Origin of the sequence: Propioniferax innocua, from assembly GCF_006716235.1 — a bacterium.
Taxonomy (GTDB): Bacteria; Actinomycetota; Actinomycetes; order Propionibacteriales; family Propionibacteriaceae; genus Propioniferax; species Propioniferax innocua.
In genome coordinates this window covers 1-22,459 of record NZ_VFOR01000005.1, presented here as the reverse complement: position 1 = coordinate 22,459, position 22,459 = coordinate 1, and the positions used below count along the sequence as shown (strand labels likewise).

Sequence of the window (22,459 nt, the reverse complement as noted above, 5' to 3'; positions counted from 1 at the left end):
AAGTAGGTTGGAGTCATGTCCGATGCACGCCAGTTCGGCGGCGATGCGCCCCGCCCCGTCGCCGTCACGCACGATCCCGACGCCGAACTCGGCCCGGCCGAACGGATGGCGTTGTTCCGGTGGAAGCAGCGTTATCCCCACACGCAGGCCTTCATGTCGGAGCATTCATTCACGTTCGATGACTTCCAGCGTCAGGCCTGTGAACACATCGAAGACGGCCACGGTGTCCTGGTGGCGGCTCCCACGGGAGCGGGCAAGACGATCGCCGGTGAATTCGCGGTGCATCTGGCCACCGCCACCGGGAAGAAAGCTTTCTACACGACCCCGATCAAGGCCCTGTCGAACCAGAAGTACAACGACCTCGTGGACCGGTACGGCCTCGAGCACGTCGGCCTGTTGACCGGTGACACCTCCATCAACTCCGAGGCGCCGGTGGTGGTGATGACCACCGAGGTCCTGCGCAACATGATCTACGCACAATCGCCGACGCTGACCGGTCTGGGCTTCGTTGTCATGGACGAGGTGCACTATCTGGCCGACCGGTTCCGGGGCGCGGTCTGGGAGGAAGTCATCATCGGCCTGGCCGATTCGGTGCAGTTGGTGGCGCTCTCGGCAACGGTGTCCAATGCCGAGGAGTTCGGTGAGTGGCTCAGCGAGGTGCGCGGCCAGGTGGACCTCGTGGTCTCCGAGCGGCGTCCGGTGCCGCTGTACCAGCACGTGCTCGTCGGCCGGAAGATCCACGATCTGTTCGCCGGTGAAGCACCCACCGCCACCACCGACGCAAGCAAGGTGGCCGCGCACCACGATGTGAATCCCGCTCTGGTGCAGGTCGCCAAGCAGGAAGCCCGCACCGTGCGCGACGACTCGCGTCGTCCCCGTGGCAAACGCGGCCGCGGCAAGCGGGCGCACGGGCACGGCTCGGGCTCCTACGGCGGCGCCGCCCATCGCTCCCACCGGGAGAAGTCGCATTTCCGTCCACCGTCGCGCGGCGACATGATCCGATCCCTCGATCGAGCCGACCTGCTGCCCGCGATCGTGTTCATCTTCTCCCGGCAGGGCTGTGACGCCGCGGTGAAACAGGTACTCGGGTCCGGCGTCGAGCTGACCGATGCGGCCGAGCGCGCCGCGATCATCGAGATCGTCGACGCCCACACCTCCGGCCTATCCCCCGCCGACCTTGCGGCCCTCGACGCCGACACCTTCACCGAAGCGCTGCTGCGCGGGGTGGCGTCACACCATGCCGGGATGCTGCCGGCGTTCAAGGAATGCGTCGAGGAGTGCTTCACCAAGAACCTGATCAAGGTCGTGTTCGCCACCGAGACGCTTGCGCTGGGCATCAACATGCCCGCGCGATCGGTGGTGCTGGAGAAACTCGTCAAGTTCAACGGTGACATCCATGCCGACATCACCCCCGGCGAGTACACCCAGTTGACCGGACGCGCGGGGCGTCGCGGCATCGACACCGAAGGCCACGCGGTGGTCCTGTGGCAGCCGGGGCTCGATCCGCGGGCGGTGGCCGGCCTCGCGAGCCGACGCACCTATCCCCTGCGCTCGTCGTTCGCACCCACCTACAACATGGCGGTCAACCTCGTCGGGACCGTGGGGCGGGGCCGCGCCCGCACTTTGCTGGAGCAGTCGTTCGCGCAGTACCAGTCGGACCGGTCGGTGGTCGGTGGAGTACGCACCGTCGAGAAGAACCGACGCCGTATCGAGGAACTGCTGGCCAAGGCCGCCTGCGAGAACGGTGATTTCACCGAGTACGCCCGGTTGCGTTCGAAGATCGGCGAGCTGGAGGCCGACGCTGCGCGGGCACGCAAGGCCGACAAGCGTGCCGAGGCGCTCCGGTCGGTGATCGACCTGCGTCCGGGAGACATCATCCACGTGCCCACTGGACGCCACCAGGGCTGGGCGGTCGTCATCGACACCGGCGTCCGTGGTTCTCGCGAGGAGCCCCATCCGCAGGTGCTCACCGGTGAGCGTCACGTCAAGCGTCTGACCATGAACGATTTCCCGACGCCGGTCTCGCCGGTGGGCCGGGTGCGCATCCCCAAGCGTTTCCATCCCAAGGACGCCCATGCCCGACGCAGCCTCTTCGCCGCGTTCCAGCACCGCATGGAGACCATCGATCTGCGCCCCGAACGCTGGCGTCCCGGCGCGATGGACGAGGCCGTGTCTGCCGAGATCGCCGATCTGCGCGATCAGATGCGGGCCCACCCCTGTCATGCCTGCCCCGAGCGTGAGACCCATGCCCGCTGGGGGGAGAAGGCCATGGCGCTGGAACGGGAGAACGAGAAACTGACCGCGCGCATGGAGCGACGCACCAACACGATCGCGGCCTCGTTCGACCGGATCTGCCTGGTGCTCGAATCACTCGGGTACCTCGCGCCGCTCGACGAAACCTCCCAGGACGAGGGGGCCACCGCCAAGGAGCTGACCGTCACCGCGCCGGGCCGAGCCCTGTCCCGGATCTACAACGAGCTCGACCTCGTCGCCGCCGAGGCACTGCGGCGAGGGGTTTTCAGCGGTTTGACCGCACCCCGACTGGCCGCGGTGCTCTCCACGCTCGTCTACGAGAGCCGTCGCACCGATTCACGTCAGCGGCCACCGCGCATGCCCGATGCCGAATCGCAGGCCCGGTACGACCAGCTGCGCTCCATCCACCGCGAGGTCGGGCTCGCCGAGCGTGACTTCCGCATCGACCGTGGCCGGGACCTCGACCTCGGGTTCGCCGAAGCCGCCCATGACTGGTGCGGAGGCCGGCCCCTGGCCGCGGTGTTGGCCGACACGGCGCTGTCCGCGGGTGACTTCGTGCGCTGGGTGCGTCAGGTCATCGACTTCGCCGACCAGATCGGCAAGGCCGCAGCCCTCGCCGAGGATCCCGCCCTGCGACGCACCTGCCGCGAGGTGAGCGACACGATGCGACGCGGGGTGGTCGCGTTCTGACGCTGGGCCCGTTCTGACGCTGACCCGGGATGCTGGCTGTTGATGACAGGACACGTCCACCAGTTCCCCTGACATTGCGTCAGGGCTGTTCCATATCTGCCATGAGCCTGCGATCCGCACAACCGGCGCCGGTACACCACTTCTGCCCTGCGCGCATTGCACGATCGCCTCGATGAGCTGAGAACGCTTTCCCCGCTGATGCGGGCCGCGCGTCAGTGCAGCGGCACCAGGATCATCGAGGTGATGACCATGACCACTGCGGCACCCAACGACGGGACGCTGGCTCGCTTGACGATCTCGAGCGGGTTGATCTTCGCGATACCGGCACAGGCCACGACCACGCCGGAGACCGGCGAGAGCGGACGCGCCATGTTGGAGGCCTCCAGCATCGGGATGATGAGGTAGGCGCCCCGAACGCCCAGCTCCGAGGCCAGTTTCGGCGCCAGCTCCACGAAGGCATAGAAGGCCGAGTTGCCCGAACCGGTGGTGATGGTCACCACGATGGTGATGACGGTCAGCGCGATCATCACCAGAACGCCGGCTCCGCCTGCGTTCTGGACACCGCCGATGAGGGCGTCCACGAACCCGACCGTGGCCAGACCGTGCGCGAAGATGCTCGCGGCGATCACGAGCATGACGACGCTGCTGAAGGCATCGCCCATCCCCTTGTAGCCGACCTCCAGACCATCGAGCACCTTGCGCAGACGCGCCTTCTGCCGAATGAACTCGATGATCGCGGCGATCATGATCGCGATGATGATGAGCGTCACCAGTTCGAGTTTGGGCGCGAGGTTCCCGTTGAAGACGAACACCAGGATGATCGGCAGGAACGGAAGGATCGCGTACCACAGGGGGGCAGTCTTGGTGATCTTGCCGTCCTCCTGGCTCTGGGCGAGCTGCTCGTCGATATCGAGCTGTTCCTTGCCCTCCTTGGCCAAGGCCCGGCGGTCCAGGAAGCGCTGCCAGAAGAAGTGCAGAACGGTCAGCACCGCGAGTGTGATGAGCGAGACGGGCAGCGTCTGCTTGAAACCGAAGTCGATGAGGGGCTCCTTGGCCTTCTCGGCGGCCAACACCACATCGGCGGTGACCGGGGAGATGATCACCGACGCGGTGGAGGCGCAGATCGTCGTGGCCGCGTACTTGGAGACACCGACCCGCGTCATGATCGGGAAGAAGGTGGCCATGAGCAGCACACCCAGGCCGGTGGCCGATCCCACGGCGAGCGTCATGGCGCAGCCGAGGAGGAACGCCACGCACATCACGAGGTAGGGCGATTTGAACATCGACAATGGCCGGATCAACAGGCGCACCACGGCGTCATTGGCGCCGATGTGCGACATGTATCCGGCGAAACCGACGAGGATCATGATCATGAGTCCGAGACCGGCGATGCGGTCGGTCATCATGTATCGGATGAAGTCGATGGAATCCAGCCAGCCCCAGCCGGTGCTCTCCATGTCCTCACCCAGGATGTCCCGCCCCATGAGGAGCGAGATCGCCAGTAACAACAGGCCGGCCAGAAGCAGGATGCCGGTCGGCGACATCTTCTTGAAGATGAGGTAACCAGCACCTGCCATGACCGCCAGGCCGATAAGAATCGATACCATCGCAGCTCCCTTGAGCGATTCTCACTGCCGGCCAGCCGACCGACAAGATCATGTTACTACCAACGTAGTACATGAGCCGAATCCCCACCCCATCGGAGGAGAACTTTGAGTCGAGGAGCCGAGTCCCACGCAGACGAATGGGATCTGGAAGCCATCGGATGCGGTCTCCCCATCGCCGCCCACGCGGAGGAACTGCGGACGGCGGTCCAGAACGGATGCGCCGTGGTGGAAGCTCCGCCCGGCACCGGAAAAACGACGTTCGTTCCGCCTCTGGTCGCTTCAAGTGTCGATCCTCTGGTCGCCAGTGCCTCCATCTCGCGTGTGGTGGTGACTCAACCCCGGCGCGTCGCGGCCCGTGCCGCCGCGGCACGATTGGCGCAGCTCACCGGCACACAGGTGGGCGGCCTTGTCGGTCACGTCGTGCGCCGGGACGCCCGTGTCTCCGATCGCACGCGGGTGGAGTTCTGCACCACCGGAGTCCTGCTGCGACGCCTCCTGACCGACCCCGAGCTCCCGGGGATCCACACCGTCATCCTCGACGAGGTCCATGAGCGGCACCTCGAGGACGACCTGGCGCTCGGCATGCTCGTAGAACTGCGCGAGCTGCGTCCGGATCTGCGTCTGATCGCGATGTCGGCGACCCTGGACTCCGATCGGTTCGCGCGATTGCTCGGCGATGCCCAGGTCGTCAGGGTTCCCTCGACCTTGCATCCGTTGGAGGTGCGCTGGCAGCCTCCTGCGTCGACGCCGATCACCACTCGGGGCGTCGACCACGCATTCCTGGACCATGTGGCCGACTGCACCGCAGACGCCGCATCCGGCATCGCCCCGGACGCCTCGGCGCTGGTATTCCTGCCCGGCGCATGGGAAGTCGATCAGGTGTGCTCACGACTGCGCGGCCGGACCACCCGCCCGGTGCTTCCCCTCCACGGACAGCTCGACGCGTCCGAGCAGGACGCCGCAATCCAGGGGCCCGAGCCGCGCATCGTGGTCTCCACCGCGGTGGCCGAATCCTCGGTGACCGTCGCCGGCGTCCGGCTCGTGGTCGATTCGGGGCTTGCACGCGAGCCTCGGTTCGATTCGATCCGCGGAATCACCGGACTTGTCACGGTGACGGCGTCACGCGCTGCGGCCACCCAGCGGGCAGGCCGAGCCGCACGGCTCGGGCCCGGCATCGTGATCCGCTGCTTGGCCGAACACGACTGGGCACGGCTCCCCGCCGAACCGACCCCCGAGGTCCGCACCGCTGATCTGACGCAGGCGGCCCTCGACCTGGCGGTGTGGGGCGCTCCGCGTGGCCGCGGTCTCGCCCTACCTGACCCGTTTCCCGATGCCGCATTCGAGCGTGCCGAACACACGTTGCAGGCCCTCGATGCCATCGACGCCGACGGTCACGCCACCGCTCATGGTCGTCGTCTGGCCGCGATCCCGGCCGATCCACGGCTGGCGCATGCCCAGATCCGCGCGGTCGAGGACGGGATCGACGCGGCCCGGGCACGTCGCGTCGTGGACGAACTCACCGATGCCCGGCGTCTCCCCGATGATCTGGGACGCACCGGACTGGACCGACGGGCCCTGGCCCACATCGTGGCCCATGCCTTCCCCGATCGCATCGGACGCCTGCGTGAACCAGACTCCCGTGAGTACCTGCTCACCGGTGGGACCGGCGCGGAGGCACCGCGTGCTTGGGGAGACCCACCCGAGTGGGTCGCCGTGGCCGACATCGACCGCGGCCCACGGGGCGCACGTATCCGCAGTGCGCTGCCCATCGAGGAGGACCTGGCGCTTCACGCCGCGGCAGCACTGCACAACAGCCGGACCGAGGCCACCTTCCATCCGCGGCAGCGACGCGTCCAGGGGCGTCGTGTCGAACGGTTGGGGGCCATCGAACTCACCTCGACGCCGACCTCCCCTGACCCCGCCACCGCAGCGGCCGCGGTGCATGAGGCCCTGCGCCGCGACGGTCTGCAGGTGGTCGGATGGGATGACCGCGCCGAAGCCCTACGGACCCGGCTGGCCTTCCTGCACCATCATCTCGGTGATCCTTGGCCCGTGATGGACACCGACCATCTCATCGCCACCGCGGACCACTGGCTCGCCCCCGAACTGCAACAGTTGGCCGCCGGAACCCCCGCGCGGGACCTCGACGCCACCGCTGCCCTGCGGCGTGCCCTCCCCTGGCCCGAGGCCGGACGCCTGGACGAGTTGGCCCCCGAGCGTCTCGAGGTCCCCAGCGGTTCGCGTATCCGGGTCGACTACCCCGACGATCCGGAGCAGGCACCGGTGGTGGCTGTGAAACTCCAGGAGTGTTTCGGCCTCACCGAGACGCCCCGACTCGCCGACGGCCGGGCACCGGTGGTGTTCCATCTGCTCTCACCGGCTCAGCGTCCCCTGGCCGTGACCGATGATCTGGCGTCGTTCTGGGCGGGCGCCTATGTTCACGTGCGCGCAGAGAATCGTGGCCGTTACAGCAAGCACCCATGGCCGGAAGATCCCCTCACCGCGCCACCCCAACGGGGCACGAAGAAGTCAGGACGCTGACCCCACACTCACGCCACCTGTGGCGAACCGCACCACAGACGGTGCATACCACCACAGCCCGACGGCCAAGACACCACCGGTCACAGTCTCAACCGAAGATACGCAGCGCGCGGGGGCGCACGTCGATGTCGATCGGCCCGTGGCCGAGCAGCTCCCCGTCACCCATCGCGATCACCTCAGGGCCCTCGACGCGGACGGACCGCGCCCGGAACGTCTCCACCACCGGCAGGTGGATGAACCAGCCCGGCAGGATCGACGGAAACATCGCCACCAGCACCGCACGTGGCACGGGGTGGACGATCGTGACGTCGAGGAGCCCATCGGTCGGATCGGCGTCAGGGCAGATCTTGATCCCGCCACCGAAGTACTTGGTGTTCCCCACCGAGACGAGGATGGCTTCCAGCTCACGGACCTGACCATCGATCGTCAGCCGGTACTCCATGGGCCGGAAGTGGCGAATCTCGGTTCCCACCGACGCCAGATACCGCAGGTTGCCGATGGGCAGCGTCATTTCGTTGGCCCGGCGGTTCACATCGGCGTCGAACCCGGTGGCGACGATCGTGCCCACATGACGCTCGCTCTCACCGTCGCTGAGATCCCCACGAACGCGCAGGGCGTCGACATGCCGAGTATGACCGGCGATGACCCGGCGGAGTGCGAACAGGGGGTCGACCCCGTGGAGGCCGAAGCCCCGGCTCATGTCGTTGCCCGTACCGGCCGGAATCATGCCCAGGGGAACATCGGTTCCGGCGCAGGCGTCGACGCCGAGCGTCATCATGCCGTCTCCGCCCATCACCATGAGCGCTTCGAGTTCAGGAGCATCGGCCGCTCGCTCGACGGCATACCGGATCTGCCGTCGGGCCTCGGCGAAGGTGCGGGTCTCATGGATGTCGAGTTGGGTGCCGGGCAGTTGTCGGGTGAGTCGTCGCACCACCTCGGGCAGCACGCGTCCACCCTTCCCCTTGCCCGCATATGGATTGGAGACGAGGGTGAGACGCTCGAGCCCGCTCACGTGGTCACCTCGAGGTCGGAAGTCTGGGCACCACGTTTGCGCTTGCGCCGATCATTGATCCAGCACAGGAACTCGGCGATCAGGTAGAGAACCGCCATCGGAATGGCCAACACCAGCATCGAGAACGGGTCGGTCGATGGGGTGGCCACCGCGCCGAACACGAACGTGCCGAACACCACGTACACCCGGGCCTTGGCAAGCTGCTCCCACGTGACCACACCCATGAGATTCAACGCGACCACCGCGACGGGCAGCAGGAAGCCGATGCCGAACACCAGCATCAGGCGCAGCATGAAGTTCAGGAACGTGGAAAGGTCCAACAGGTTGGTGATCTGTTGGGATTCTGGGGTGAACCCCAACATCACCTGGATGCCCTTGGGAAGCACGAAGTAGCCGGCGGCCACACCGGCCAGGAACAACGGCGTCGCCGACCCGACGAACGCCAGCGCCCACTTCTTCTCCTTGGCCAACAGTCCCGGAGCGATGAACGCCCACAGCTGGTAGATCCACAGCGGGGACGAGACCACAACACCAGCGACGGCGCAGATCTTGATCGCCAGCGTCAGGGGCGCGGTGACCCCGATATTGGCCACCTGCAGTTCTTGGCCCGGGCGTTCAGCGAGCAGCGCCTCCTGCGCCTGATGCCAGGGAAGCATCAGTAATGAGAGCAGGTCCTGGTAGAAGAAGGCGGCGACGATCGTCATCACGGTCACCGCGATCAGCGCCACAACGACGCGATATCGCAGCTCCCGCAGATGATCGGCCAGCGACATGTTGCCGTCGGCCGGCATCGTGGGAGGCCGCATCCAAGAAGGGATCACGGCCATGGATCAGCGCAGTTCGTCGGAGTTCTTCTCGGTCTCGGACTCCACGACCTCGGCGTCGACCGATCCATCGGTGGACTTGGCTTCGATCCCCCGGTTCACATCCCCAGCGGTGGCGTCACGCTTGTCCGAGCTCGATTCGGAGTTGGCCCTGCGCTCATCCTCTCGCAACCCGCGTGTCTCTTCCTTGAACTCACGGATGGCTCGTCCACTGCTCTTGCCGATGCCGGCCAACCGGCTGCCGCCGAACAACAGCAAAGCGATCAGCAAGATGATGACTAGTTCCTGCATCCCGAGCCCGAGGACGAGGGGGACGAACGTGGATTCCATGGGATACTCCTGCGCTTGGTCTGCGGCCGCGGCTCAGCCTACAGGGTGCCGCCTGTTGCAGCATCCTTCAGCGGTACGCCTCAGGAGTACGCCCGCAGTGCTGCCGCTGCCGCTTCTTGCGCGGCCTGCGCCGCGTCATCCGGCGAGATCACCGTGGCGCTGTCGCCCAGTCGCAGCATCAGTGAGATGAACCACTGGCGATCGGCCACGCGAAGGTGCAGACGTGAGCCGGCCTTTCCGTCGGGCCGCGGTTCGCGTCCCTGGACCGGATGGGCCTCAGCGACCCACTCCCCACGCGGATCGACATCCAGCACGACCGTATCCGCACGGGCGAGCGTGGACGTCCAGGTGTCGGTGTGCGGCGGATCGGGGCGTCGCAGCGATGGTTCGTCTGTCACCTCGGCGTCGAGGATGCGGTCCAGCCGAAAGGTGCGCCAACCGGGCGCGTCCCCCTCGGCGACGGCGTCGCTCCACGCCTGCAGATAGGTCAGCCCATCTCGCAGGATGATCTGGTCCACATCCACCAGCCGCTGCGTCGTCGCATGCCCGGCGTAGGTGATGCGCAGCCGCACGGCCCGTTCCTTCGCGGTGTCGATCGCGTCCCGGATCTCCTGTGACGCCGACACCGTCCGCACCTCGACGCGACCGGCGGCCTCGGCGTCCGGGCCGGCGATCGACCGCAACTTCTCCAAGGTGCGCTCGATGACCACATGCTGCCCGGGGCCGGTCACATCGGCAAGGAGTCGCAGCCCCACCATCAACGGCACCACCTCGGCCGGAGTGAAGCGCATCGGATGTGCGAGAACCTCGGCGTTCGAGATCCGGATACGTCCGTCGTCCTCCAAGGCATCCAGATCGACGTCGATCATCTGTCCCCCGTAGGGCCCGGTGCCACACATCATCAGCACCTGCAGATCCTTGACGACCTGCGCGGGACGTACCCCCAGGGAGCGGGCCACCTCGGCCACCGTCACATCGGGATGTGCCTGCAGATACGGTGCCAGCCGCAGGATGCGGACCACCTGCTTCGCGGTCGTGCTCATCGCAGCACCCCTTGGAGATGGTCGATGACCGCGTCCCGCAGATCGGATGGATCCATCACGATCACGTCATCGGCGGCTGCGGCGAGGTCGGCGGCGAACCGCTGCGTCGATCCGAACGGCACCCGCCACAGGTCGAAGCTCTCCGGCACCGCCCCGTTCCATGGGGGTGCTTCCTCGATCCGTTCCCCTCTGCGGGTGAGCATGCCCTGCCGGTCGCGGCGCACGGCCACGATCGCGTGACGCCGGGCCGGATCCGGATCCATGAGCCGAGCGACGGCCGCATCGACATCGTCCGGGTCGGGTGCCGGGGCATCTCCCGGTTCCCCCACCGGCTCCGGCCCCTGCGTGATGCGTGCCAGTTTGAATACCCGCGGAGCCTCCCGTACCTCGTCGAAACCAACCAGATAACTGCTGCCGTGCCGGGTGACCAGACGCCACGGCTGCACGACCCGGTCGATTCCGCGATAGGTGAACCCCAGACGTCGGCTCTCCAGCAGTGCATCCCACACGATGTCGAACCCCGGCTCGGGCAGGGTGAGACGCGGCACGAAGGCGTCAGGCCGGTCGGTCGGTCTGGCTCCGGCGGCCTGAAGTTTCATCAACCCGCCGACCGCCTCTGCGCCGACGCTTTCAGCCCGCCACATACGGGCGGCCAACTCGATGAGCATGGCTTCCTCGGCGTCGAACTCCACCGGGGGAAGTTCGAAATCCCCGGCATCGATGACGTACCCGACACCTGCATCGGTCTCCGGCACCTCGACCGTGCGCAGGGGCACGCCGAGTTCACGCAGCAGGCGCTTGTCACGTTCGAACGCGCGCAAGTAGGCGCCATCGTTCATCTGTTGGTAGGCCTCGAGGTTCTCGCGGATGTCGCTGTGCAGACGCGGGCCGGGCGCGGACAGCAGATACATCGCCAGATTCAGGATGCGTTCACTTGCCCTCGGTGCCACGGGACTCAGGTTAGCGACGATTCGTCATCTGCACAGGAGCGCCACAGGTTCTTCGAGGTGTGGATCCATGCACAACCTCACCTGTGAGGAGACGCAAAGGGAAATACTCCCTCAACGTTCCTGTGAGAGGGCCGAAATGTTGGGTTCCCCGTGTCGGGACTACTCTCGAGGTGATGACCGGACGCTACGCCCCGAGCCCCACCTCCGATCTTCATGTGGGGAACCTCCGCACCGCCATGGTCGCGTGGTTGTGCGCCCGAGCAGCCGGTGAACCGTTGCGGCTGCGTATCGAAGATCTCGACACCGGTCGTGTCCGGCCCGGTATCGCCGAACGGCAACTGGCTGATCTTGACGCTCTGGGAATCACGTTCGACGGACCGGCCATGATCCAGTCCGAACGCGCCGACGCCTACCACGAAGCACTCGCAAGTCTTCAGACCTACCCCTGCTTCTGCACCCGTAGAGAGATCGCCGAGGCCTCATCGGCACCGCATGACGGCGTTCGCCGATATCCGGGGACGTGCCGCGATCTCACCGATGCAGAACGTGCCGAACGCGCTCGGGAGCGGCCCGCTTCACTGCGTGTGCGCGCTGACGGCACCACCTGCACCGTGTACGACCGGCTGCACGGTGAGGTGACCGGAGTCGTCGATGACTTCGTGCTCCGCCGCGCCGATGGCGCCTGGGCCTACAACCTGGCAGTGGTGGTGGACGACATCGCACAGGGGGTCGACGAGGTGGTGCGCGGTGACGATCTGTTGGGGTCGGCGCCGCGTCAGGCGTGGCTGACCGAACGCCTCGGTGCCGAGCCCCCCACGTACGTGCACGTGGGGCTGGTGGTCGATGACGAGGGGACGCGTCTGGCCAAGCGTCACGGCGCGGTCACCCTCCCCGACCTGGCAGCCGGCGGGGAGGACGCTGGCCGGGTGCGTGCTCGCCTCGGCGCCTCACTCGGGCTGTGCGACGCTGACGCCGAGGTGTCGATGGATGACCTGCTCGAACGGTTCGACCCCACCACGATCCCGACCGAGCCCTGGGTGTGGCCCGGGGCCCGCAGCGATCACAGCGCCCCGTAGCGCTCCTTGGCCCGCTGGATCGCCTGCACGTAGCCGCCCCGTTCATGGGCATCGGCATCCACGTTCCCCGGCACCGCAAGCATGCCCCGCGCCGCGCCCAGCGAGTCGAAGCCCTTGCGGACGAGCCATTCCTCCAGGCCGGCGACCAGGGTGCCCGCATGGGCGGGCCCGTTCCGCACGAGGGAACTGGTCGTCATGACCACGTCAGCCCCCGCTAGCACGTAGCGCACCACATCGTCGGCGGTCTCCACACCCGTCGAGCCCGCGAGAGACGCACGTGTGTGCTCCCGCAGAGCAGCGATCCAGGTGCGTGGCAGACGCCCCTCGTGCGGCGCGGACAGATCGAACCCCACGTCGGTGGAGAGGTCATCCACGTTCACGTCCGGCTGTAGGAAACGGTTGAACAGCACCAATCCGGCGGCGCCGTCAGCAAGCAATGTCAATGCCATGTGGCCCGGGGAGGTGAAGTGCGGGGACAGTTTCACCGACACTGGGATGTCAACCGCATCGCACACCGCACGGACGATCTCCCGATGCCGCAGGACCACCTCCGAGCCATCGGTGAAAACATCACCGGGCACCAGATAGATGTTGAGTTCCACTGCCGCAGCACCGGCATCCTGGAGCTGTCGGGCGAAACCGGTCCAGCCACCGATGTCGGAGCCGTTGAGTGAGGCGATGACAGGCACGTCCACCGCGGCCGATGCGCGTTCCACCAGTGACAGGTAAGAGCGGGCCTCGGCCTGCGTCGAGACCTGCACGTCGGGGAAGTAGTCCAGGGACTCGGCGAACGCATCGGAGTTGCGGTCCATGATTGCCGCATCACGGGCTGCACGGGTGCGCAGTTCCTCCTCGAACAGAGAGTGCAGCACGACCGCCGACGCTCCCCCGTCGGCCAGTGCCCGCACCCCGTCAACCGTGGCGGTCAACGGGCCTGCCGATGACACCACAGGGTGCGCCAACTGCAGTCCGAGATAGGTGGTGCTGAGGTCCATGATCACTCCTTGGCGTCCTCGGCGAACTCCGCCGCCGTCCGGGCCGACATCATCTCGTACTCATGCCAGCGTCGATCCACCTGCTGTTGGCCGAGCTCGAGCACGGTCTCGGCCATCTCCGGGTCAGCCGCCCGCAGCATGCGGAATCGCAGCTCACCTTCACGGTATTTCGCCAGTGGGAAGCGGGGCCGGGCGGCATCGAGCAGAAAGGGGGACTTGCCCTGGGCCCGCAGCACCGGGTTGTAACGCATGAGCGGCCAGTGCCCCGAATTGACAGCGAGATACTGCTGGTCGAGGCCCTTGGTCATGTCGATGCCGTGGGCGATGCAATGGCTGTAGGCCAGGATCAGCGAAGGGCCCGGGTAGGCCTCGGCCTCACGGAACGCGCGAAGCGTCTGTTCGGGGTCGGCGCCCATGGCGACGCGGGCCACGTAGACGTTGCCGTAGGAGATGGCCTGCAGTGCGAGGTCCTTGCCGTTGTTGTCCTTGCCGCCGGAGGCGAACTTGGCCACCGCCCCCAGCGGGGTCGCCTTCGATGCCTGCCCGCCGGTGTTGGAGTACACCTCCGTATCGAGCACCAGGACGTTGACGTCGCGTCCGGAGGCCAGCACATGGTCCAGCCCGCCCGAACCGATGTCGTACGCCCAGCCGTCGCCGCCGACGATCCACACCGAACGACGCAGCAGATGATCGGCCACCGAGCGCAGATCCTTCGCACGTGGACCGTCCAGGCCCTCGAGGATCTCCTTGAGGCGCTCCACCCGCAGCCGTTGGTCGCTCAGATCGGATTCGTACTGCTGCTCAGCGGTGAGGATCGCATCGACGAGCTCATCGTCGCCGATCTCGTCACGCAGCTGCTCGAGCCGGGTCCGGGCCAGCCCGGTCTGCAGGTCGGCGGCCAGCCGCAGCCCCAGACCGAACTCCGCATTGTCCTCGAACAGGGAATTCGACCATGCCGGGCCACGCCCGTCCTCGTTGCGGGCCCACGGTGTCGTCGGCAGGTTGCCGCCGTAGATCGAAGAACAGCCAGTGGCATTCGCGATGGAGGCACGTCCGCCGAACAGCTGCGACAGCAACTTCAGATAGGGCGTCTCGCCGCAGCCACTGCAGGCTCCCGAGAACTCGAACAGCGGCTCGAGGAACTGCACACCACGAACGGTCGCGAAGTCGACACGGTTGCGCCGATTCACCGGGAGCTCCTCGAAGAACTCGATGTTGCGCCGTACAGGTTCACGGTCGTCGACGGGCTCGAGGTTGATGGCCTTGCGGGTTCCGACGCCGGTGCCCACGCCCGTCCCCACCGATCCATCGCGCTGGATCCCGATGACATCGATCGGGCAGGCCTCCACGCACAGCCCACAACCGGTGCAGTCCTCGGCATACACCTGCAGGGTGTAGCGTCCGCCGGGCAGCCCGGCCGCGTTGAGCTCGGCGCTCTCGAAGGATTCGGGGGCGCCCTCCAAGGCCTTCTCCGGGTAGTACTTGGCCCGGAGAACCGAATGCGGACACACGAACGAGCAGTTTCCGCACTGGATGCAGTTCTCGGCGTCCCAGACCGCCACGATCTCGGAGATGTTCCGCTTCTCGTACTGGGTGGTCCCCGAGGGATAGGTGCCGTCGATCGGCAGGGCCGAGACCGGCAGACCATCGCCCTCGTCACGGAGCATGGCCGCGGTGACCTCGCGCACGAACGTCGGTGCCGTCGCGGGCACCGCAGCGATCCGTTCCACATCCGAGACCGGGGCCCGAGGGACCTCCGCCCGGTGCAGATACTGCACCGCGGCATCGACCGCGTCCTTGTTCTTGCGAACCACATCGGGGCCGCGCCGCCCGTAGGTCTTCTCGATCGATTCCTTGACCGCAGCGATGGCCTCCTCGCGGGGCATCACATCGCTGATCGCGAAGAAACAGGTCTGGAGCACGGTGTTGGTGCGGTTGCCCATCCCCGCGCGCCGCGCCACCGCGGAGGCGTCGATCGTCCACAGATCGCATTCGAGCTCGATGAGTCGTTCCTGCATCTGCCGTGGAAGTCGGGCGAACACCTCGGTCGGATCATGCGGGGAATTGACCAGCACCACCGTGCCGCGGCGTGCGGTGCGCAGCACGTCGACGCGTTCCAGGATCGACCAGTGGTGGACGCCGATGAACCCGGACTCCCGCACCAGGTACGGCGCTGCGATGGGCTTGGGGCCGAAACGCAGATGCGAGACCGTGCGGGACCCCGATTTCTTCGAGTCGTACACGAAGTACGCCTGAGCGAAGGTTCCGTCCTGATCGCCGAGGATCTTGACGGTGTTCTTGTTGGCCCCCACTGTTCCGTCCGAACCGATGCCGTAGAACACCGCGCGCAGCGTCTCGGGTGATTCGACGTCGAGGTCCTCGGGATAATCGAGGCTGAGCCCGGTCACGTCATCGTGGATGCCCACGGTGAACCGTGGACGCGGTTCACCGGCTGCGAGTTCGTCGAAGACGCCCACCGCCATCGCGGGGGTGAACTCCTTGCTGGAGAGTCCGTAGCGTCCACCGATCAGTCGCGGGAGTTCACCGCGACGCCCATCACCGACGGCCTCGGCGAGCGCGCTGCTCACATCGAGGAACAAGGGTTCGCCGCCGGCTCCGGGTTCTTTGGTGCGATCCAGCACGGCGATGCGTGTCGCCGATTCCGGAAGCGCCGCCAGGAGTTCCTGCACCGGGAAGGGCCGGTAGAGCCGGATGTGTACCACACCGACGCGGGCCCCCTGCGCATTCAAGTGATCGACGGCCTCGATGGCTGTCTCGACGCCCGATCCCATGATCACGATCACGCGATCGGCATCGGCGGCACCGTGGTAGTCGACGAGTCGGTACGAGCGTCCGGTGAGGTCGGCGAACTCGTCCATCGCCTGCTGCACGAGGCCCGGAACGGCGTCGTAGAAGCGGTTCACAGTCTCCCGTGACTGGAAGTAGGTGTCCGGATTCTGCGCAGTGCCGCGGATGTAGGGGTGTTCGGGCGAGAGCGCCCGGTTGCGGTGTGCGATCACCAGTTCCTCGGGAACATAGGAACGGAGGTCGTCGTCGCTGAGCATCTCCACGGTGTTGAGCTCGTGCGAGGTGCGGAACCCGTCGAAGAAGTGGACGAAGGGTACGCGTGAACGCAGGGTCACGAGCTGTGCGACAGCCGCAAGATCATGAGCCTCCTGCACCGACGCCGACCCGAGCAACGCGAATCCGGTCTGCCGCACCGCCATGACATCCTGGTGGTCGCCGAAGATCGACAGGCCCTGGGCCGCCAGGGACCGTGCCGCCACGTGCATCACAGTGGAGGTCAGCTCACCGGCGATCTTGTACATGTTGGGGACCATCAACAGCAGTCCCTGGGAGGCGGTGAACGTCGTCGACATCGCCCCGCCCTGCAACGCGCCGTGCAAGGTGCCGGCCGCACCACCTTCGGACTGCATCTCGATCACATGGGGCACGGCGCCGAACACGTTCGCGTGCCCTTTCGCCGACCAGTCGTCGGCAAGTTCGGCCATCGTCGAACTCGGTGTGATCGGATAGATCGAGCACAGTTCGTTGAGTCGGTAGGCGACCGAGGCCGCTGCTTCGTTACCGTCGATGATGCGCTGCTCGGGAGTTCTGGACATCGGGTTCACCTCACCGTTCCGGGATCATCTCGATGGCATGCACCGGGCACTGTTCGTAGCAGGTGCCGCATCCGGTGCATTTGGTGTAATCGAAGCGGTAACGCTGCCCCTTTCCGAGCTTGATCACCGCATCCTCGGGACAGCTGCCCAGGCACCCATCGCATTCGAAGCAGTTCCCGCAGCTCAGGCACCGGGCAGCCTCCGTCCAGGCCTGGTCTGGTTCCAGCCCTCCGACGATCTCATCGAAATTGCTGCGGTGTTCCACGGCGAGCTCGGGCTGTGTCGTGCGCCTGTTGTCGCCCCAGTACCACGGATGCAGCTTGTCGAATGTCGCCAGCGGGTGCTTCTCAGCGGGTTCGTGGGCGACATTCGCCAACCACAGGTCGATCATGCGGGCTGCTTTCTTGCCGTGGCCGACGCCGACGGTCACGGTGCGTTCGGACGGGACGGCGTCACCTCCGGCGAAGATCCCGGGAACATCGGTCATGAGCGTTGTGGGGTCGACCTTGACCACATCGCGGTCGAATCGCATACCCGGAATCGACGTCAGAAAACCGGTGTCGGCCTCCTGCCCGAGTGCGAGGATCACGGTGTCGGCCTCGAGCGTCTCGAAGCGTCCGGTGCCGTGAGGTTTCCCGTCGTCTCCGATCTCCATGATCTCGACGCGCATCTGCCCCTCGTCGACCTCGTTGATCGTGCGCAACCAGTTCATCTGGACGCCCTCGCGCACCGCTTCCTCACGCTCGATGGCGTGGGCCGGCATGTGCTCCTCGGTACGTCGGTAGACCACGATGGATTCCTCGGCTCCGAGCCGCCGAGCCGTGCGGGCGGCGTCCATGGCGGTGTTGCCACCGCCGTAGACCGCGACGCGGCGGCCGATGACCGGGCGCTCCCCCGATGCGACGCCACGCAGGAACGAGACGGCGTCGACGATGCGTCCGGCATCGCGGGTCGGGATGTCGACGCGCTTGGAGAGGTGAGCACCGATGGCCACGAAGACCGCATCGAACTCACCTTCCTGCTGTTCGGTCAGGAGGTCCTCCACCTTGTGGTTCTGCACGAAGCGGACCCCGAGATCACGCAGACGGTCGATCTCGGCATCGAGCACGGCGCGCGGAAGTCGATACTCGGGAATGCCGTAACGCATCATTCCGCCGGGCTGTTCGGATGAGTCGTGCACCTCGACCTCATGCCCGAGCATCGCCAGGTGATACGCGGCCGACAATCCCGAGGGCCCGGAGCCGACGATGAGAACACGGCGTCCCGACCGGTGCGGCGGAGCCTCGAACCGCCAGCCCGATTCGATGGCGAGGTCGCCGAGGTATCGCTCGACGGAGTGGATCGACACCGCGCCATCAAGCTCGATGCGGTTGCAGGCGCTCTCACAGGGGTGATAGCAGACCCGGCCATGGATGGCCGGAAACGGGTTGTTCCGCGTCAGCTCGATGAATGCCGCATGATCATCCCCGGCCTTCACCAGACGGAGCCATTCCTGGATGTTCTCGCCGGCGGGGCAGGCATGATTGCACGGCGGCAGCAGATCCACGTAGATGGGCATCCGCGTCCGCACCGGCCCCACACGTCCGGCCGAGGTGCTGAGATCGGGCAGATGCGTGAGGTTTCGCTGTGACGGCTGATCCATGGTCAAACCTCCCGGGGCGGCAACACTCTGCCCACCACACTACTCCCCGTAGTAGGAGTTGCCGACCGTTCCCGCTCCCCGAGCGCGTGCAACCGATCACGTTCCCCTCGAACAGCACCACGCCCCGAACCGGAGTTCGGGGCGTGGCATGACCCAAGGGGCCGGACTTGATGTGGGGGCGACTCAGCCTCCGGGCATCTGCTGCTGGGTCTGTTCGGTCCACAGGATGTCGACCACGTACACCAGCGTCTGCTGGGGTTCGATCGACGGCACATTGTTGCCCTGCGGGTAGGCCTTGTCCGGCGGGATCACCAGTAGGACGCGGGAGCCGACCTTCTGGCCGACGAGCCCTTCCTGCCATCCGGCGATGAGGTTACCCAGCGGCCCGGTGGCCGGCTGCTTCGGCGGGTAGGTGGTCTCGACCATCTCACCGCCCTCCCACGTGTACATGACGAAGTTGGCGGTCACGGTGTCGCCCTCGGCGACCTTCTTGCCGTCACCACTGATCAGCGTCGCCGATTCCAGTTTCTTCGGCGGGGCGCCCTCGGGGATCTCCACCTTCGGTTCGGCGTCCCCTGGGCCCGAGACCTTCGGCAATCCCTTGGGCGCATCCTCGGCCTTGCCCGAGGCACGATCGCGCGTCCCGTCGGTGATGTCGACCACGAACACAAGGGTGTCGCCCACTTCGATCCCGGCCTGGGGGTTACCACCAGAGCTGTCGTAGCCGTCGGCACCGGGCATGGCGATGAGGACGCGTGAGCCGACCTTCTGGTCGGTGAGGCCCTTCTTGAAGCCGGGAACCACCTGGTCCAGCGGGAAGCTCACTGGTTCGCCACGGCTGTAGGACTCGTCGAAAGGCTTGCCGGTGCGACCATTGACTCCCTTGTAATGGACCACCGCGGTCGAGCTCTCCGAGAGCTTGGATCCCTTGCCCTCCTTGAGCACCTTGGTGCGTGTCTCGTCGATCGCGAACGGGGCCTCGAAGTCGATCTTCGGTTCCTTGCCCTTGCTCACCTTGATGCCATCGAGGTTGTCGGAGGTGTTCTCATCAGGCTTCTCCGCCCCCGGAGTCGGCGTCGCGGAGGACGACTCATTCGGCTCCGGCGTAGGCGTCGGCTCCTCGCCGACTCCCCCGGACCCGCAGGCGGCCAATGTCAACACGGCGACCAGGGCGGCCGCGGCGGCGGCGATCTGCGATTTCACGCGCACAGGTGGACCTTCTGTCGGTGGGTGATTTCTCTGCCGGGCCAATGTACCCGAGGCGCGCACGGCAGCACGCCTTCAACTCACATGATCGCGTGGTCAGCGGTCCTGCTCGAATTGCTGGAGGGAATCGATGAGGTCATCGACGCGTCGATCCTCGGTCGTGAACGGGTCGGTCAGCAGCACCTGCCGGGGCGACATCGATGGGGCGTCCGCCCAGCGCCGGGCAGGTTGTTCGAGGATACGGAGATTCACCCAGTCGACACTGTGCTCGACCCCCGCAGCACGGGCGGCGGCCAGGAAACGGGACCGCAGATGGGCGCGCGTGGTCGCCGGTGGCTCGGCGCGGGCCTGTTCCACCTGAGCGTCGGTGACGAGACGTCGCATCGCGCCGCGCCGCACCATCGTGGGGACGATGCCCCGTTCGGGGTGGATGTCGTGGTACCGCAGGGCGAGTTCGGCCAGCCGGGCGTCGGTCCACGGCAGATCATGCCGTTCGGCGAACTGCGTCAACAGGCGACGTTTGGCGACCCAGTCGAGACGGTCGGCGAACGACTCCAGGTCATCGCTTTCGAAGGCGTCGAGGACATCGCCCCACAATTCGAGCGCTGCTTCCAGATCGGGCCGGTCCGCGGCGGAGATCTCCTCGGCGTCGCCGGTCTCGAAAAAGGCCTGGCATGCGGCATGGAACCGGCGTTGCACGTCGAGGGCGGAAATCGTTCGGCCGGACGCCAGGGTGAGCACCGCGCGTCCGGTGAGGTCATGGCTCACCTCACGGATGGCCCGGCCGGGGACGTCCAGGGTGAGGTCGCCGAGCAGGGCGCCGGATTCGATGAGCCGGAGCACCAGATCAGCTGTGGTCACCTTGAGCCACGTGACTGTCTCGGACATGTTGGAGTCCCCCACGATCACGTGCAGACGCCGGAACCGCGCCGGATCGGCGTGGGGTTCGTCGCGGGTGTTGATCATGGGGCGGGTGCGCGTCGTGGCCGACGACACCGGATCCCACATGTGCTCGGCCCGCTGCGAGAGCTGGAATCCACCATCGGGCCCCAGATGCCCTGCCCCGGCGTAGAGCTGCCGGGTCACGAGGAACGGGATGAGCAGCTCGGCCTGATCGGCCAGATCGAGATCCCGGGAGACCAGGTAGTTCTCGTGGCAGCCATACGAGTTCCCGTGGGAATCGACGTTGTTCTTGAAGACGAAGATGTCTGCCTCGGTACCCTCGTCGGCCAGCCGTTCACGCGCCTGCTCGGCGAGCTCCTGCACCAGGATCTCGCCCACGCGATCCTGCGCGATGAGGTCGGTGAAGGTGTCACATTCGGCCGTGGCGTACTCGGGATGTGATCCGACATCGAGGTAGAGCCGACCGCCGTTGTCGAGGAACACATTGCTGGACTTCCCCCATGCCACGACGCTGCGGAACAGCTGCCGGGCGACCTCATCGGCGCCGAGGCGTCGTCGCTGACCCTCGCCGCGCTGCACGCACAGGACGCCGAACTCGGTCTCGAGCCCACGGATGCGTCGAATGATCACAGCCCCACCATGTCGAACAGCTCACCTAGCTCCTCGCGCGTCAGCTCCCGGCTCTCCCCCACCGGCAGACGGCCCAGGCGGACGGGGCCGATCGAGATCCGCGACAGCTCACGCACAGGGTGCGCGATCGCGTCACACATCCGGCGCACGATGCGGTTGCGGCCCGAATGGATCGTGATCCGCAGCAGCGAGCGGGGCGGCCCGTCCACACGATTGACCACCTTGGCCGCGTCGGCGCGGATGAACCCGTCCTCCAGCGTGAGCCCCTTCAGGAGCCGCTGAACTTCCTTCTCGGTGACGATGCCCTCCACCTCAGCCAGATATGTCTTGGGCACCTCGTGCGCGGGATGCGACATGCGGTTTGCGAACTCGCCGTCATTGGTCATGAGGATGAGCCCATCGGTTTCGGTGTCGAGTCGACCGACGTGGAACAACCGGGTGTTGCGCGGCTGGAACTCCTCCAAGGTGGCCCGACCCTGTGGGTCATCCATCGTCGAGACGACACCGCGGGGCTTGTTGACCACCAGGTACACGTGGCGACGCGGTGGCGGGATCCGTGATCCATCGACGCGGATCTGGTCCCGGTCCGGGAAGACGCGGGTGCCCAACTCGGTCACCAACCGCCCGTTCACCTCGATACGCCCATCGACGATCATCTGCTCGGCAGCGCGCCGTGAAGCGATACCCGCCTGCGACAAGACCTTCTGCAACCGAATCCCTTCGGTCGCCTCCTTCGCATCACTCACCGTCAGCCCCTTCCCCTTCAAAAGCTTCGGCTCCGTCAAGAGCTTCGGCTGTGTCCACGACGTCGGTCGTCTCCGCGTCCGGGCCGTCCGGGCCATTCTCGTGCACCGGATCCAGCCGGGCCAGCTCGGCCTCGAGGTCCAGGGCGTCGGGCAGGTGCGGCGCCAGGTCGGGCAACTCGTCCAGGGAGTCGATCCCCAAGCGCTCCAAGAAAAGGGAGGTCGTCCCGTAGGCCTGGCCGGGTTGATCGGACTCGACGGGCTCGACGAGCCCGCGCGATTCGAGTGTCCGCATCACCGCATCCACCTTGACCCCGCGAACCGCCGACACCCGCGTCCGCGTGACCGGCTGCAGGTACGCCACCACGGCCAGGGTCTCCATCGCCGCGCG

At 66.5% G+C, this 22,459-nt stretch carries 16 protein-coding genes; 3 read left to right on the top strand and 13 right to left on the bottom strand.

All coding sequences use genetic code 11. The features are described from left to right. Positions 1-105: 105 nt before the first annotated feature. Positions 106-2,943, top strand: a complete 2,838-nt coding sequence (locus FB460_RS12630) for a DEAD/DEAH box helicase (RefSeq protein ID WP_142094615.1) — start codon at positions 106-108, stop codon at positions 2,941-2,943. Between the two features lie 212 nt (positions 2,944-3,155). On the opposite strand, the gene dcuC is transcribed toward FB460_RS12630, so the two are convergent. After that, the gene (gene dcuC / locus FB460_RS12625) at positions 3,156-4,550 is read right to left on the bottom strand and encodes an anaerobic C4-dicarboxylate transporter DcuC (protein ID WP_142094565.1); all 1,395 of its coding nucleotides are present in this window, start codon (positions 4,548-4,550) and stop codon (positions 3,156-3,158) included. A gap of 105 nt (positions 4,551-4,655) precedes the next feature. Here dcuC and FB460_RS12620 point away from each other — a divergent pair, with 105 nt between their 5' ends. After that, positions 4,656-7,091, top strand: coding sequence for an ATP-dependent RNA helicase (locus FB460_RS12620; RefSeq protein WP_142094564.1), 2,436 nt, complete (start codon positions 4,656-4,658; stop codon positions 7,089-7,091). A gap of 88 nt (positions 7,092-7,179) precedes the next feature. Here the strand turns inward: FB460_RS12620 and FB460_RS12615 are convergent, their stop codons facing one another. From FB460_RS12615 to FB460_RS12595, 5 genes are all read right to left on the bottom strand, one after another. Beyond that, positions 7,180-8,103: a diacylglycerol/lipid kinase family protein gene (locus FB460_RS12615; protein ID WP_142094563.1), complete on the bottom strand. Its 924-nt coding sequence runs from the start codon at positions 8,101-8,103 to the stop codon at positions 7,180-7,182. Beyond that, positions 8,100-8,909, bottom strand: coding sequence for a twin-arginine translocase subunit TatC (gene tatC / locus FB460_RS12610; RefSeq protein ID WP_211346003.1), 810 nt, complete (start codon positions 8,907-8,909; stop codon positions 8,100-8,102). The genes FB460_RS12615 and tatC overlap by 4 nt, the downstream gene beginning before the upstream one ends. Before the next feature lie 24 nt (positions 8,910-8,933). After that, positions 8,934-9,257, bottom strand: coding sequence for a twin-arginine translocase TatA/TatE family subunit (gene tatA, locus FB460_RS12605; protein ID WP_246044416.1), 324 nt, complete (start codon positions 9,255-9,257; stop codon positions 8,934-8,936). Between the two features lie 80 nt (positions 9,258-9,337). Then, complete coding sequence (locus FB460_RS12600) at positions 9,338-10,300, bottom strand: helix-turn-helix transcriptional regulator (protein ID WP_142094561.1); 963 nt, start codon at positions 10,298-10,300, stop codon at positions 9,338-9,340. Then, complete coding sequence (locus FB460_RS12595) at positions 10,297-11,250, bottom strand: helix-turn-helix transcriptional regulator (RefSeq protein ID WP_142094560.1); 954 nt, start codon at positions 11,248-11,250, stop codon at positions 10,297-10,299. The genes FB460_RS12600 and FB460_RS12595 overlap by 4 nt, the downstream gene beginning before the upstream one ends. A gap of 173 nt (positions 11,251-11,423) precedes the next feature. Between FB460_RS12595 and gluQRS the strand changes: the two genes are divergently transcribed. After that, the gene (gluQRS, locus tag FB460_RS12590) at positions 11,424-12,326 is read left to right on the top strand and encodes a tRNA glutamyl-Q(34) synthetase GluQRS (protein WP_142094559.1); all 903 of its coding nucleotides are present in this window, start codon (positions 11,424-11,426) and stop codon (positions 12,324-12,326) included. On the opposite strand, the gene FB460_RS12585 is transcribed toward gluQRS, so the two are convergent. From FB460_RS12585 to scpB, 7 genes are all read right to left on the bottom strand, one after another. Then, complete coding sequence (locus tag FB460_RS12585) at positions 12,311-13,324, bottom strand: dihydroorotate dehydrogenase-like protein (RefSeq protein WP_211346006.1); 1,014 nt, start codon at positions 13,322-13,324, stop codon at positions 12,311-12,313. The two genes, gluQRS and FB460_RS12585, sit on opposite strands and share 16 nt — an antisense overlap. After that, complete coding sequence (gene nifJ, locus FB460_RS12580) at positions 13,324-16,944, bottom strand: pyruvate:ferredoxin (flavodoxin) oxidoreductase (protein WP_142094557.1); 3,621 nt, start codon at positions 16,942-16,944, stop codon at positions 13,324-13,326. Before nifJ ends, FB460_RS12585 begins: the two co-directional genes overlap by 1 nt. Positions 16,945-16,954: 10 nt before the next feature. Continuing rightward, on the bottom strand, positions 16,955-18,586 hold the full coding sequence (locus FB460_RS12575; protein WP_142094556.1) for an NAD(P)-binding protein: 1,632 nt from the start codon (positions 18,584-18,586) through the stop codon (positions 16,955-16,957). Positions 18,587-18,769: 183 nt separating this feature from the next. After that, positions 18,770-19,795, bottom strand: a complete 1,026-nt coding sequence (locus tag FB460_RS12570) for an FKBP-type peptidyl-prolyl cis-trans isomerase (RefSeq protein WP_246044307.1) — start codon at positions 19,793-19,795, stop codon at positions 18,770-18,772. A gap of 93 nt (positions 19,796-19,888) precedes the next feature. After that, on the bottom strand, positions 19,889-21,325 hold the full coding sequence (pafA, locus tag FB460_RS12565) for a Pup--protein ligase (RefSeq protein ID WP_246044308.1): 1,437 nt from the start codon (positions 21,323-21,325) through the stop codon (positions 19,889-19,891). Continuing rightward, positions 21,322-22,071: a pseudouridine synthase gene (locus FB460_RS12560; protein WP_246044309.1), complete on the bottom strand. Its 750-nt coding sequence runs from the start codon at positions 22,069-22,071 to the stop codon at positions 21,322-21,324. Before FB460_RS12560 ends, pafA begins: the two co-directional genes overlap by 4 nt. Beyond that, on the bottom strand, positions 22,064-22,459 hold a 396-nt coding region (scpB, locus tag FB460_RS12555), incomplete at its 5' end, for an SMC-Scp complex subunit ScpB (protein WP_142094555.1). The genes FB460_RS12560 and scpB, both read right to left, overlap by 8 nt.